This is a genomic window from Bacteroides propionicigenes (assembly GCF_018390535.1).
Classification (GTDB): Bacteria; Bacteroidota; Bacteroidia; order Bacteroidales; family Bacteroidaceae; genus Bacteroides; species Bacteroides propionicigenes.
Genome location: NZ_JAHBBW010000003.1, coordinates 289427 through 303081, shown reverse-complemented (window position 1 = coordinate 303081; position 13655 = coordinate 289427). Strand labels below are relative to the sequence as shown.

General features: G+C 33.4%; 12 protein-coding genes. 9 read left to right on the top strand and 3 right to left on the bottom strand.

The window, feature by feature from the left end; all coding sequences use genetic code 11:
* Nucleotides 1-12: 12 nt before the first annotated feature.
* A complete protein-coding gene (locus KG118_RS06555; RefSeq protein WP_117711482.1) occupies nt 13-1197 on the top strand; it encodes a porin in 1185 nt (394 codons plus the stop codon).
* Nucleotides 1198-2068: 871 nt separating this feature from the next.
* Here KG118_RS06555 and KG118_RS06550 read toward each other — a convergent pair.
* From KG118_RS06550 to KG118_RS06540, 3 genes are read right to left on the bottom strand one after another with little or no spacing between them, the layout of a single operon-like run.
* The gene (locus tag KG118_RS06550) at nt 2069-3061 is read right to left on the bottom strand and encodes a response regulator transcription factor (protein WP_016267084.1); all 993 of its coding nucleotides are present in this window, start codon (nt 3059-3061) and stop codon (nt 2069-2071) included.
* Nucleotides 3051-4508 (bottom strand): GHKL domain-containing protein, encoded by a 1458-nt coding sequence (locus KG118_RS06545; RefSeq protein WP_016267083.1) that lies wholly within the window; start codon nt 4506-4508, stop codon nt 3051-3053. The genes KG118_RS06550 and KG118_RS06545 overlap by 11 nt, the downstream gene beginning before the upstream one ends.
* Before the next feature lie 47 nt (nt 4509-4555).
* Nucleotides 4556-4900 carry a hypothetical protein gene (locus KG118_RS06540; RefSeq protein ID WP_016267082.1) on the bottom strand — a complete coding sequence of 115 codons (345 nt, stop codon included), beginning with the start codon at nt 4898-4900 and terminating at the stop codon, nt 4556-4558.
* A 510-nt stretch (nt 4901-5410) separates the two neighbouring features.
* On the opposite strand from KG118_RS06540, the gene KG118_RS06535 reads away from it, so the two are divergent.
* The 8 genes from KG118_RS06535 to KG118_RS06500 all read left to right on the top strand — a co-directional run bounded on the left by KG118_RS06535 (nt 5411) and on the right by KG118_RS06500 (nt 13617).
* Nucleotides 5411-6757, top strand: a complete 1347-nt coding sequence (locus KG118_RS06535) for a site-specific integrase (protein ID WP_016267081.1) — start codon at nt 5411-5413, stop codon at nt 6755-6757.
* Nucleotides 6758-6820: 63 nt separating this feature from the next.
* Nucleotides 6821-7888 carry a hypothetical protein gene (locus KG118_RS06530; protein ID WP_016267080.1) on the top strand — a complete coding sequence of 356 codons (1068 nt, stop codon included), beginning with the start codon at nt 6821-6823 and terminating at the stop codon, nt 7886-7888.
* A gap of 277 nt (nt 7889-8165) precedes the next feature.
* Complete coding sequence (locus tag KG118_RS06525) at nt 8166-8483, top strand: helix-turn-helix domain-containing protein (protein WP_016267079.1); 318 nt, start codon at nt 8166-8168, stop codon at nt 8481-8483.
* Nucleotides 8473-9945, top strand: a complete 1473-nt coding sequence (locus tag KG118_RS06520) for a DNA primase family protein (RefSeq protein WP_032577546.1) — start codon at nt 8473-8475, stop codon at nt 9943-9945. The genes KG118_RS06525 and KG118_RS06520 overlap by 11 nt, the downstream gene beginning before the upstream one ends.
* A 78-nt stretch (nt 9946-10023) precedes the next feature.
* Nucleotides 10024-11019 carry a DUF6371 domain-containing protein gene (locus tag KG118_RS06515; RefSeq protein WP_147331368.1) on the top strand — a complete coding sequence of 332 codons (996 nt, stop codon included), beginning with the start codon at nt 10024-10026 and terminating at the stop codon, nt 11017-11019.
* 668 nt (nt 11020-11687) lie between these two features.
* Nucleotides 11688-12701, top strand: coding sequence for a hypothetical protein (locus KG118_RS06510; protein WP_117711444.1), 1014 nt, complete (start codon nt 11688-11690; stop codon nt 12699-12701).
* Nucleotides 12702-12957: 256 nt separating this feature from the next.
* The gene (locus tag KG118_RS06505; protein WP_021936434.1) at nt 12958-13257 is read left to right on the top strand and encodes a DUF4406 domain-containing protein; all 300 of its coding nucleotides are present in this window, start codon (nt 12958-12960) and stop codon (nt 13255-13257) included.
* Nucleotides 13258-13305: 48 nt separating this feature from the next.
* On the top strand, nt 13306-13617 hold the full coding sequence (locus tag KG118_RS06500; RefSeq protein WP_021936435.1) for an HU family DNA-binding protein: 312 nt from the start codon (nt 13306-13308) through the stop codon (nt 13615-13617).
* Nucleotides 13618-13655: the final 38 nt, after the last annotated feature.

The following is a 13655-nucleotide window of genomic DNA, read 5'->3' as shown; positions in this document are numbered from 1 at the left end:
CAGATAGAAATGATAAAGAAACTAACATTTATACTCTTGATAGCGGGCTGTGTACAAAATACGTATGCTCAAGATGCGAAGAAGAGTGAGAAGTTCCTTGAGAATAAAACTCTGTTTGAAGAACTCACCAACGTAAAGAAAAAGCAGGATAAATTCAACTTATTCCTCAATATGCAAGGTAGTTTCGACGCAAATTTCCGCGACGGCTTTGAAGAAGGAGCTTTTAAAATGAAGCAACTTCGCATTGAAGCCAAAGGAAATATCAATCATTGGCTTTCATACCGGTACAGGCAACGGTTAAACCGCTCGAATGACAGCAGCGGTAATATAGATAACCTACCTACTTCGATTGATATTGCAGGAATTGGTGTAAAACTTGGAAAAGGATTTTCCATCTTCGCCGGCAAACAATGTACCGCATACGGTGGTATCGAATTCGACTTGAATCCTATCGAAATATATGAATATAGCGATATGATTGAGAACATGAGCAACTTCATGACCGGCTTGAACATCGGCTATGACATTAATGCCCATCAACAGTTGAATCTGCAAATTCTGGATAGCCGTAACGGTTCTTTCAACAAAACATATGGAGTTGAGACAGAAGAAGGTGAACTCCCCACAATAGAAACCGGTAAACTTCCGCTTGTATACACACTGAACTGGAATGGTAACTTCAATGACGTCTTCAAGACACGCTGGTCTGCCTCCATTATGAATGAAGCAAAGGACAAGTATCTTTATTATTACGCATTCGGTAATGAATTAAATTTAAACAAGTTCAATATGTTCCTCGACTTCATGTATTCCAAAGAAAGCATTGACCGCAAAGGAATCATGACGGGAATAACAGGCAGTATGGAGGGACACAACGCTTCCGATGTCGGCTATTTTTCAATGGTAACCAAGTTGAACTATCGCTTCCTGCCGAAATGGAATGCTTTTGTAAAAGGAATGTACGAAACGGCTTCGCTCTCCAAACAACAAGGAGATTTAGAAAAAGGTAAATACCGCACTGCATGGGGTTACTTTGCCGGTGTAGAGTTTTATCCTATGGATACAAACTTACACTTCTTCCTTACTTATGTAGGACGCTCATATGATTTCACAGCTCGTGCCAAAGCACTTGGACAAAACAATTACTCTACAAGCAGGGTATCGGTAGGGTTCATCTATCAGTTACCGATGTTCTAAACGGGCTCAATAGAAATTTAGCGGGGATAAGCATATATACATTCTGTGCAAGAAGTATTCAGCCGGCAAAGAGCTGTTTTTGATGTATATCATAGTTCATTTTGACGTGTATCAAAATGAATTATGATATACATCAAAACAGAGAATATTCTTGGATTTCAATCTGCACCTGTACCCCTTCCACCCTTCCGAACCCTCCTGTTTATAAGGGATAGCGGGTGGAACCTGCTTTTTACTCCCCCAATGACGCATCTCGGCTTCCCAAACCTCACACCTCAGTTCCCTTAACCACGGACGTTTGTCCTGCAAACCACAGGCATTTGAGGAGCTAAGGTGTGAGGTTTGGGAAGTTGAGGTGCGTCATTGGAATTACCGGAATTGTAGTCTGCGATATGGGGTTCCACCCGCTATCCCTTATAAACAGGAGGGTTCGGAAGGGTGGAAGGAGCACAAGTACAAACTGTATTATTACATCAAACAAAATCTCCACGGATTTTCTACTGCTCCTGCATCCCCTTTACATTATTAGAAATAGAAAACTCCGAAATATCAAAATAGATATTTCGGAGTTTCTTCGAGGTTCCTGGCGGTCACTAAATGCTGTTATCTAATGATATGCCCTGCAACCTCTTATTTCTTTAGCCCGGATTAGAAAAACAAACTCTTCATCTCACTAAGTAACGCAAAGACTCATTATAGATTATTAAAACGGTCTCTATATTGGTCCCTGCAATAATGAGCCAATAAAAACTTCCATTACTATAAATCTAAATAGAACAATTAAAAAAACATATAAAAACCCACAATGCAAAATAGAATAGAAAATAAAAAGTTTTTTGGGCAGAAGCCCTAAATACATAAACTATATAAATCAATTTTCATAAACACCATGAATCCCCAAATTTGTGACAACGTGAGTATTATCACTAAAGTAGTCTATTTGTTTAGAAGCAAACTGATTTGTCTGTTTAGATACAACTGTGGTATAAATTTTTACATCTTTACACAACAAACATTGTCTAGCTATTATGACACGAAATTCTTTGTACACAGGAGAACGTTCAATAACCCTTCTCAAAATATACTTCACATCAGGATTTACAGGTTGTTCAGGTAAACGAAATTTCTGCTGAGACTCCTTAACATATTCAGAAGCAAATGTGTATGATTTACTATATTTACTAACAAGTTCAGAATTAATTTTTGACTTCATTTCTCGAATTCCAACAGCAGAAAGGTTCATTTCTGCTTGCAATTTACTCTCTAGCGAACTTTCTAACTTAATTGTATCTTCATACTTATACCTCTTAGCATCTTCTATATCTTGTCCAACTACTATATCAAGAACTACTTCTTTTTCTTCTTCCCTAATGATATCTCCATTTATAGGAAATACATTTATAAGAAGATACTTTATGCTAAAAAGTTGTTTCCAATCTCGATAAAGTAAAACTGATTTTTCTAGAGAATATTTCTTTAAGATATCTATTTCATATTGAATATATAAGCTTAATACAATTTCCGGCAACTTCAAGATTTCTCCTTTATTCAAATAATTAGAAAAGCCTAGTCGCATAGCAAGCCCAACTTCATCACTGGAAGCCTCTCCTGTCAACATAATAGCTTTAATAGACGGATTTATATTCTTTATTTCTTTATACAAGTCGGTTCCTTTCTTTCCCGGCATAACTTGATCTAAAACCACAACTCTAATATTGTGTTTTTTCACAACTTCAATAGCCTCTACTGAAGTACTAACTGCAATTACATTGAAGCGTAAATTAGCTTTTATCAATGCTGCAAAATCATTAGCAGCAACTTCAACATCATCAACTATCAATATTTCCGGTTCCCTACTTATCATATATTTTATTAAGCTTTATTTCGAAAGTAATCTTATTATCACTAATCTCAAAATTCAACTCTCCACTTTTTCTTAACTGAAGAAGATGCCTTACAATTAGCAGACCTGTACCTGTATGATTTTCTTTAGAAGAATAACCTACCGTATTTAACAACTTTGCATCTGGTTTATCTATACATATATTTGTTATTGTTATACTATAGAAGCTACCTTGTTCCTTAATAGCAACTTCTATAAATCCATAATCAGGAGACGCACATACTGCATTTTGCAATAATGGCGACATTAACGATATTATTAAATTATTAGAATATCCTGGTACTGTATCATTTGCTTCAATTTGAAAATTCAAATTTGGCTTAGCATATTCTAATTGAAATAAATCAAAAGCTGCGGATAAACCCTGCTTTATGGTTTGAGATGAATCTACAAAAGAGTTGGAAACCTGTGTTATTTCACGATATGCCTTAATCACACATTGACATAAGTGAACACTACTAATGATTCTATCAATATATAATGTTGCACTTGTTATGTTTTTCTTCTGTAGTATTTGCTTTCTTAGCAATTCCCCATTAGTTACAATCGATGAAAAAGGAGTAGCAAGAAAGTGATTTAACTCTCTTATTATATCTAAATTGTTAAACCCAGCTATATCAAATTTAGAATCTTTGTATGATGAAAAAGTAGCAAAAGCATCTTTTAATTCTTCTATTTCACCTTTGATCTCATAAAATAAAGGACGAACATCATCATATTGCTTATTATTCCCCTGTCTGACTATTGAAGAAACATCGGTTAAAGTTCTTAAATCCAACGAGGTTTTATGTAAAGTTCTCCTAAAATCATTTGTAACTGAAGTTAACTCTTCTAATAACATTTTCTCATATGGACTTCTAAAAGATTCAATCCTGCTAGAATTAAGATTCTCAGCATCTTTTACAATATTAGACAAATGTTCAATAGACTCCAATATTGTCCGATTCTTTCTTATCAAAAGTCGAGCTACCATATATAAAAGTATAGCAGCAAAAGCAACAAATGATATTATTATAACATCTAACGAATATGTATTCTTTAACGATGGCAATAACACCTCCGACGGAGTTATGTTAAGATTTATAAGGAAAGGAATAATTCCCAATAACAGAACCCCGAGAAATGAAAAAATATTATTAACACTCTTTCTTTTGTAAAAAAAACAAATTATTAGAATTAAGCAAAGAGGAATAATAGATAAAATTTTCCAAACAAAAACAGCCGTATCTATCAAAAACAGCTCTTTCAATAGAACAAAAATAGCAGATGATAAAACACAAGACAAAAGATATAAATAACTTATCTTCGCATCCTTTTCCGCTGTATTTAAGGGTGTTATTAAAGTTGCAATATAAGAAATCCCTAAAATAACTAATAATGTCCAAATTACAATTTGTAAATATAGCATACCAACATAGTATAATTCATAATCTTAAATAAAAGATATCTAAATCCTCATTTAAAGTTATTTCTATTTTCCTCTTTTCTCCAAAATTCAAAACACTTATTTTGCATTTCTTTATAATCTGTTGAAACATTTAATTTAGCACATAATTCAAAATATCCAATACCTGGAATTTTTGTATCTTTTTGCACTACAAGAGAAGACAATAACAGTTTTCTATCTTCCCATTCTACCTCAGAAATATAAGTTAAAATTTTACTCAAATGATTCATATGCCGATTGTCACATAGTACATTAGGAACAAGATCACTATAGCATATAATTTTTGATTGAGCAGCACACTCTATAAGTTTTAAACGAATCTCGTTAGCAAGCTTTAAATCCAACCCTTTCATTATCATAATATTTTTGTTATAACAATATACAAAGTTAAGAAAAACAAACCAGAATTTCAACTTTTGTGACACAAAAGAATAGATTACTTATACCTAAACATTAATTTAATATGCTTTTTTTATCAAACAAGGGCTTCTGCCATAAAGACATAAAGAGTTTTCTAGTTAGTGTCAAATTGACACAATAACAAAGAAATGTTAATAGGTGTATTTCTATTGTATTTTCTTAACTCTTTAACTTATTAGTACAAGACAACACATCACATTGATTATCTGACAATTATACATCATACAAGTTTAATTTAATAGACAAAGTAAGCACTTTGGCACGCTACGGAGGTGCAATCTTTGTGAACAGGTTACTGACAAGTGGTCCGATCATTTGACAGAGCGTCATATTCTGCAATCAGATAAAAAGCAGCAGAAAATCACTCATGACGCTTCGTCATATAAGAATGTAACGGAACGACCCTTGAAAAGTAATAATGGAATAATTAATACGTTGAATATATGATTAAAATTAAAACATGCTACACCGTAGCAAATCCTAAATTCTCTCTTAAAGACTCTAATGCAGAGTTCTCCGCAATAAGAATGCGTGTATTTATTAATAAGGTAAGATTAAACATTCACCTTCCGGCTGAATACAAAATCAAACCATGCCATTGGGATAACGCCACAGGAAGAGCAATCGAAGATCCGAAGCGGAATCCAAACTTAAAAGGAAATCCATTATTGCAGGTACAATTGCGTAATATCAATAAAGAGATAGAAAGAACACTTAATCTCTTCATTTGGGTAATGGAAAACTTCAAGTTACACAACATACAACCAATGGCAGACCAAGTGAAAGCTGAAATGATGAAAGAGCTGAATAGAGTGCAAATAGAAAGCAAACGCACCTTTACAGATTTCATTTCCTATATTGACTTCTTCATAACCTTATGCAGAGAGGGTTCAATTTTAAATGATAAGGGGGCAAAGCTAGTTCCGGGTTCAATACGAAACTACGTTTCAACGCAAAGTGCATTGAAAAGATACTCAAAAGATCGTAACGTGAAATTAACTTTAGAATCTATTAATATGGACTTCTATAATGACTTTGTTAGTTATTTAAACGAAACCAAGCACTCTCGTGGGTTGTATCGCCCTAGTGTAATCGGTAAATTCATAAAAAACATCAAAGTGTTTATGAGATATGCAAACGAGAATGGATATACCATCAATGATGATTTCAAGAAAAAAGATTTCAAAGCGTTTCGTGAAGATGCCGAATCAATCTATCTGAATGAAAGCGAATTAGAGAAACTCTATACTTTAGAACTCCCAGACAATCAAGCACAGGTAAGAGATGGCTTTCTAATAAGTTGCTATACAGGACTTAGATATAGTGACATTGCCCGTCTTGCAGCAAAGCATATTAATTTCCAAGAAGAGACTATTACAATTGTTACTCAAAAGACAGCCACAAAAGTTGTTATCCCAATTCATCCCGTTGTAAAAATCATCTTAGAGAAATATGGCAATAAGCCCCCTGTAATACAATGTAACCAAGCAACTAATCGTATGCTTAAAAAGATATGTCGCAAAGCTGGAATTACTGAAAAGATTAATATAATGGAAACAAAAGGAGGAATACGGCAAGAAGTTACCTATGAAAAATGCGAAATGGTAACATCTCATACAGCAAGAAGAAGTTTTGCTTCCAACGCTTCAAAGAAGGGGATCCCCTCCTTAGCAATCATGCAGATTACAGGACATAAAACCGAGAGTAGCTTCATGCGTTACGTTAGAATAACCAAGGAAGAAAATGCAAAAATGCTATTAAATCATGATTTTTTCAGATCAACAATCTAGTTTTACAACCAAAATGTTGATGGTTTAAAGCAAGTACAGTATCTTAGAACAAAATATTATATTATGGATTCAACAACGTTAAAAGAACTACTAAAGTATGATGGGGCAGAATTTCCCAAGAAAGAAATAAAACTCCCTCTACAGTCAGTATGGGAGTATCTGGGCTATCTTGAAATTTCCCTTGATTGTTTCAAATTGGCAATACAACATTTAGATGCTGATTTTTTTATGATTACTTCTCAAATAGGCTTCTTCTCCAAAGAAAAAATAGAGGATTTCATAAGTAATAACGGGTATCAACAATGCAATGAAGAAATCTGTTCTTTTGAACTCTTTAACAAACAGATATATTACGATGGAAATCTACTTTATAAGTTGTCATGCGAAGATTTGATGGAGAAGTATCTTCTTGAAGAGCATAAACAAATACTTGGATATGATGCATTAAACGCTCCCCTAAAAAAGAACATAATTGAAAACGGATACTACAGAATAGATGAATTTCCCCATATTAAAAATCAAAAATATAAAAATGATTTTTTCAGATTCTTTACAGACAAGGAAATATTCCAAGAATTGTATGAATGCGCAAAGTCTGAAAAGAAAGAAATTACAGACTTTAGTACCTTATTAAATAGCAAACTTCAACTGCTTAACAGCAAGCTATGTGGATTCTCCGAAGAGCTAATCTCACATTTAACTAATCAAACCTTAATTCATTGGTATATTCTGCTACAAAAACACATTGGAAATGCCATGTCTTTATTAACAGATTCCTCAGTCAATAAAATAGATACAAAACAAATAGTTTATATTATCAAATCTTTATTTGAGTACTATTTAGATGTTGACACAAAAGAAGTTTCTTTCGTTGAATTTACCAGAAACTTAGTTGGAACCACCTACAGTACAGCAGAAAAATATCTCCGTTCTCCTACAATGGGTTATAAAGAAACACCTTTTACTAATAATTGGATAGAAGTAATAGAACTACTGGATAAATTGGATACAGAAAATCCAAAAGTACGGGAGTTTATTCGATTCATTCTTGAAGAAAAGTATCGTCAGAAAAAAGGATTGAGCCATGATTTGCAAACAAAAATAAATGGCTTCATCGCAAAATACCCCTAATCTAACGACATTCCATTTTATAAACTACACGATGGCATATCCTCACACAGTATGCCATTTTTATTTCTATAAATCAAATACTTACCTAAAGCATTCGACTTACTTCTACATAAACCTTTTTTTTGCCTCAGAATAAAACTAACGAAATTCAGAATAAACCAGCCATTTTACGGAATAAGCTTATCCCCTGTAAACCTGCACTTTGCCATACCTTTGCATCGTTGAAGTTGCGCAACTCTTCAAATCAAAACGATTAATAATAAAAAATAGAAAACAGATGAAAAAGAAAATCTTTATTCTTGAAGACCCAGAAGAACTGATGATCCAATTCGGTTCACAGGTAAGGAATACTATCAAAGAAGAGTTAGCCGATGCCCAGAAGAGAGCAACAAAAAAATCCACTACTAATACTTATATGAGTAGACAAGAAGTCTGCGAACTTTTACACATATCTTATTCAACTTTACATCGGTGGGTGAACTTAGAGATTCTGGTATGTTACAAAATTGGTAGACGTTCTCTCTTCAAAGCAAAGGAAGTTGAAGCTACTTTAGTCAAATTAAACGTGGGAGAAGGGCTTGGATATGGATACTAAACAACAATCAACTTCTATGCTTGAAATGGTAACTCAAAGTATTAAGAACTTTGAGCAAGCTACTCAGCCAACTATACTGCCGACCTCTTCAAGTCCAGAAGAAGTTATAGAACATCTAATCAGTTGCGCTCGTCCCATCGATTTTGATGCGATTGCAAATAATCCGGATGGTAAAAAAGCCAATGTAATACAAAAAACAGTTATAACAATAGACGAATTCAAAAAGATAGCTGACCAAAATAACCGCAATATAACAATTATAAAAGGAGAGATATTCATATATAACGGAGTGTATTGGCAGAATCTTGAAGAAAATGAAGCTAAATATCTTCTAGGAAAAGTGGCAGAAGCAATGAACTATGATTCCATTGATTCACAATTCTATCGCACAAGAGATCGCTTATATAACCAACTGCACTCTGCAGCTTACACCCCAGAAGATTCTTCTGAAACCAAATGTGAAACAGTACTCGTCAATTTCCGCAACGGGACATTGGAAGTGAACGAAACGGGCGCAATTCTTAGAGAACATAGACCAGAAGATAAATTGACCTATTGCCTAAAGTATGATTATGATCCAAATGCAAAATGTGATAAATTTTATACATTCTTAAATCAGATGCTTCCGGATATAGAATCGCAAGTTATCTTATTTGAATATTTGGGATATACCTTAACCAAATACTTAAAACTAGAAAAATTTCTTTTACTTCTCGGGGAAGGGAAAAACGGTAAATCTGTTATCTACGAAATAGTACGAAAATTATTTGGTGAAGAAAATGTATGCAATTTGTCACTAGAAGAGGTTACAAAGGATAAAGGATATTGCAGAATAGACTTGCATAACAAGCTACTAAATTATGGTAGTGACATTGGGGGCAGATATGACCCCATCGTACTAAAAAAAATGACTTCGGGTGAGCCTATATACGCACGGGCAATTAGAAAGCAGCATATTACGATGTGCAATTATGCTAAACAAATGTATAATGCCAACCAATTGCCTAAAGAAAGCTCTGAATATACCCAAGGATTACTTCGTAGATTTTTAATTCTAAAATTCACTATAACGGTAGAAGACAAAGATGTAAACGTAAACCTTGCTAAAGAAATTTGCGAAACTGACCTCCCCGGCATATTTAATATGGTACTTGAAGGTCTCCAAAAAATTCTCAAACAAAAACGTTTTTCCCCATGTGCTGCTTCCGACAAAATCTTAAACGAATTTGTAGAAGAAGTAAATCCTCTATCCGAATTTCTCGAATATGAAAATTACACTCATAGTACTAAGAGCTATATGGCGTTAAAGTTTCTGTATGACGAGTATGCTAGCTTTTGCTCACGTACTCGTACTATTCCAGTTGGTTACAAAGTATTTTCCCGACTACTTAAAAAACAGAAATTTAAAGTAGAAGCTATCGGTGGGAAAGCACGGCAAGTATTTATAGAAAAACAAAATTAATAACTTAAATCGTCATTATCGTAATAACCACAGTATGGAGCATTACGATAATGACGATAATAAATGATAATCTTGAATATGGAAAAAGAATATCGCTATTCTTTAGATAACAGAAGGGGCGCTAGTTTCATACATATTTGCCCCAACTGTGGAAAACGTGAGTTTAAAAGATATATAGACAATACTACAATGGAATACATTGCAGAAGATGTAGGAAAGTGCAATCGACTTATCAAATGCGGTTTTCATAAGCCCCCTAAAATACATTTCCAAGAACATCCAGAAGAAAAAACAAAAAGGAATGAACTGTACAGAAAAAAAAGGCAGCCAAAATCCCCAATTAATATCAATGAAAAAGACTATGATATAATTGATGAAAAATACGTTAAGATATCAATGTGGAATAAACGATACATTAACACATTTACCATATGGCTTTTCAAATTAATAGGAAATGACCCTCATTATGGCATAGAAGCAATCAAAGACGTTGTACAAAAATACGATTTAGGTGGTTCGCATAGAATCAATGGAGCAGTAGTTTTCTGGCAGAGAGATTATAACAACCAAATACGTACAGGAAAAATTATGCTTTATAATCAACAAACAGGAAAGAGAATCAAGGATGAAAATAGACCTAATATGATAAACTGGGTTCATTACTACCTAAAGAAAGAGCATAGGCTAAAAGCTGATTTCAAACTAAAGCAATGTTTCTATGGAGAACATTTACTTAAAAAATATCCTAATGCGATTGTTGCCGTCTTTGAAAGTGAAAAAACAGCCATAGTAGCCTCCATTATATTTCCGGATTTAGTTTGCATCGCAAGTGGAGGATTAGGAGGATTGAATTTACAAAAATGCAAGGTATTAGCCCACAGGCACGTTATTTTCTTTCCCGACTTAGGATGTTACCAGCAATGGAAAGCTAAAGTTGAAGGTATATCCAAACATATCTTCTTTGCAAGCTACTCTATAAACGACGTATTAGAGGATAATGCAACTGAAGAAGAAAGAGCTGGTGGATTAGACCTATGCGATTACATCATTAAATCATTGACTAACAACAATTAACCATATTATTAATTTCATTTTTTTAAGTTATGAACAACAAAAGTAAATCAAAGAGTGAGAGCATTCAAGAAATTCTAGATGTACTGTGCAAAGAAAAGGTAGCACGGTGTTACTCAATAAACAGTAATTGTGATTTTTTTACCTCTGAGAAGAAAAACGACAAAGAGACTGCATGGCTCTTCAATATCTTATCCGATAGATTATCGATTCCTAACGGAGAAGTTATAGAAATGTCGGACACAAACATCACAATTTGGTCATCTAAGAGTTTTAATTCCATATTGAGGGTCTTATTAAACAAAAAAGAGCCAATATATCATATAAGCACATCACCAGAAGAGCCTACCGGGGTAAAGATATTAAAGTGGTCAGAGTATAAACTACTGCATGAACCATGTAAAAGAGCACATCTGACTACAAAAAACGATTTGCTTTTTATGCCTCATGGTTTCAGAGAATCTTGTCAGCATAGCAAGTTTAATACTTATTTGGAAGAATCCAAAACGATAACTCGGCTTACTTAGAACACCGCTAAAAGCCGAAGTCAAAATATTACTACGAGAAAGAGCTGGGCTATTCATAGTCTGGCTCTTGCCGTATTCGCTCTAACAAGTTGGGTTTTGGAATTCAATCAGGCAACCTTGCTAATAAATATTATAAAAGTTAATATGAGCAATTTAGACAAGACAATTACATTTGACACAGTTAGATTCGTTACTTATAGTGAGTATATATCCGATGTAAATGATGAATTCTTTGATAATGATATAGACTTAGCCAGTGGAGAAGCAAGAAAAGTAGAATTTCATTCTCGTAAACACACAGATATAATTCCTTTTCAATTGTATATTAGAGTGAATTACAAATCTAAAAGAATGACGATAGAGTTCTCATCTAAAATATTATTCAAAGACTATCCACTATTAATCTCCGCACAAACATTTCGGCAATGCTTACTCAACATTGAAAACCTTAATATTTGCAAATTAGATATTGATAAGATTATTGAGAACTGTTATTTCAATAAGCTACATATAACCAAAGATGTAGATTTAAAATTGACTAGTGAAATACTTGATAGACTCAACCAATATAATGGAGAGTATAGACGATATAAATGGCACAGATACACAGATGGAATTTTGTTCACTAAAGATGTAAAAGCTGTAGATTGCAGAGAGTCAATAACCATCTATAATAAAGAAGCAGAAATTTCATTATATAGGAATAAGACATTCCTAAAGCAAACAGGTGCGGAGCAATCAATCCTCAACTATTTTCAAGGTAAAACCCGATTTGAGATAAAATTAGAGAATAAAAGAAAAATAATGAAGGAGTTAGAAATCTCCAACACAGATTTCCATTCAGTAATGAACACTAACAAAAACATCTTACTATCTTTATTCAACAAGATATTTGATGCAGATACCTCACATAAATCTAATACCATACAAATAAACAATATTGTAGACTATGGATTATGGTGCATTATCCGTTATCACAAATTCGATTTGAGAAGCATTGAGCAAGAAATTAAAGATATATCTCTTTACTCAAACAAGACCAAAGGAGCGTTAGGTAAACAAATGAAGAAAATCAAAGCAATGATGCAGATTTTTCTTAATCAAGAACATAATGCCGATTTTATCCTATCCCAAATTAGAGATAAAATAAAAAATTGATACTTAAATTGAATAACATATGACAGAAACGTCATATAAAGAATATTGCAGAAATTCTTTATTTAAAGTGATTTACAAAGAATAAAGAATTGATTTATAGAGAAATACTATTCAACAATCCCTATCCTCTATTTCTAACCACTTTAAGTATCCATGCTGTATGACAAGATATGACGCCTCGTCATAATATGCAAAAACGGAACAATTCTTGAAAATGTTTATTAGACAATGGATGTAAAATTATAAACAGAATCTAATGAAAATATACATTTCAGGACAAATTACAGGATTAGGAGTAGAGGAAGCCAAAGCTAAATTTGATAAAGCAGAAAAAGCACTGACTGTACAAGGATATATCCCTATTAACCCTATAAAAGTTAATACACCGATTGAGGGAAAGACATGGAAAGAGTATATGCTGGATGATATAAAACTCCTATTTGACTGCGAAGCTATCTTCTTGCTTAACAACTGGCAAGCCTCCAAAGGAGCAAGAATAGAATACTTAATAGCCAAAGAAATAGGAATGACAATCCTTATGGAAGCAGAACAATAAATTGTATAAGAACTATAATATATTGAGTAATATTTAAACTGTAAATACATGAATAAGAAAGAATTAACAAATGCTATTGCGGAAAGAACAGGATTAAGCAAGTTTGAATCAAGAAAAGTGCTAAATGCAGTAATAGAAATCATTACCGAAGAAATGGTAAGAAATGGAAGGCTGCTTTTGATTGGTTTTGGAACATTCTCAGTGAAACAAAAAGCTGCGAGAAAAGGAATGAACCCTAGTACATTTGCTCCGATTGATATTCCGGCTAAAAAGATTGCCAGTTTCAAGCCAAGTATCTATCTGAATTTCCTATTGAACAGAAAGAAAAGAGGAAGAAAAAAGAAAGAAGAGAGGGAATAATTTACAATACAACGATGATATAATCATAAACAAGCCTT

What these genes read in the sequence shown, in the direction of transcription:
- KG118_RS06550 (WP_016267084.1), bottom strand. Translation starts at nt 3,061, where the DNA reads ATGATAAGTAGGGAACCGGAAATATTGATAGTTGATGATGTTGAAGTT.
- KG118_RS06545 (WP_016267083.1), bottom strand. Translation starts at nt 4,508, where the DNA reads ATGCTATATTTACAAATTGTAATTTGGACATTATTAGTTATTTTAGGG.
- KG118_RS06540 (WP_016267082.1), bottom strand. Translation starts at nt 4,900, where the DNA reads ATGAAAGGGTTGGATTTAAAGCTTGCTAACGAGATTCGTTTAAAACTT.
- KG118_RS06535 (WP_016267081.1), top strand. Translation starts at nt 5,411, where the DNA reads ATGATTAAAATTAAAACATGCTACACCGTAGCAAATCCTAAATTCTCT.
- KG118_RS06530 (WP_016267080.1), top strand. Translation starts at nt 6,821, where the DNA reads ATGGATTCAACAACGTTAAAAGAACTACTAAAGTATGATGGGGCAGAA.
- KG118_RS06525 (WP_016267079.1), top strand. Translation starts at nt 8,166, where the DNA reads ATGAAAAAGAAAATCTTTATTCTTGAAGACCCAGAAGAACTGATGATC.
- KG118_RS06520 (WP_032577546.1), top strand. Translation starts at nt 8,473, where the DNA reads ATGGATACTAAACAACAATCAACTTCTATGCTTGAAATGGTAACTCAA.
- KG118_RS06515 (WP_147331368.1), top strand. Translation starts at nt 10,024, where the DNA reads ATGGAAAAAGAATATCGCTATTCTTTAGATAACAGAAGGGGCGCTAGT.
- KG118_RS06510 (WP_117711444.1), top strand. Translation starts at nt 11,688, where the DNA reads ATGAGCAATTTAGACAAGACAATTACATTTGACACAGTTAGATTCGTT.
- KG118_RS06505 (WP_021936434.1), top strand. Translation starts at nt 12,958, where the DNA reads ATGAAAATATACATTTCAGGACAAATTACAGGATTAGGAGTAGAGGAA.
- KG118_RS06500 (WP_021936435.1), top strand. Translation starts at nt 13,306, where the DNA reads ATGAATAAGAAAGAATTAACAAATGCTATTGCGGAAAGAACAGGATTA.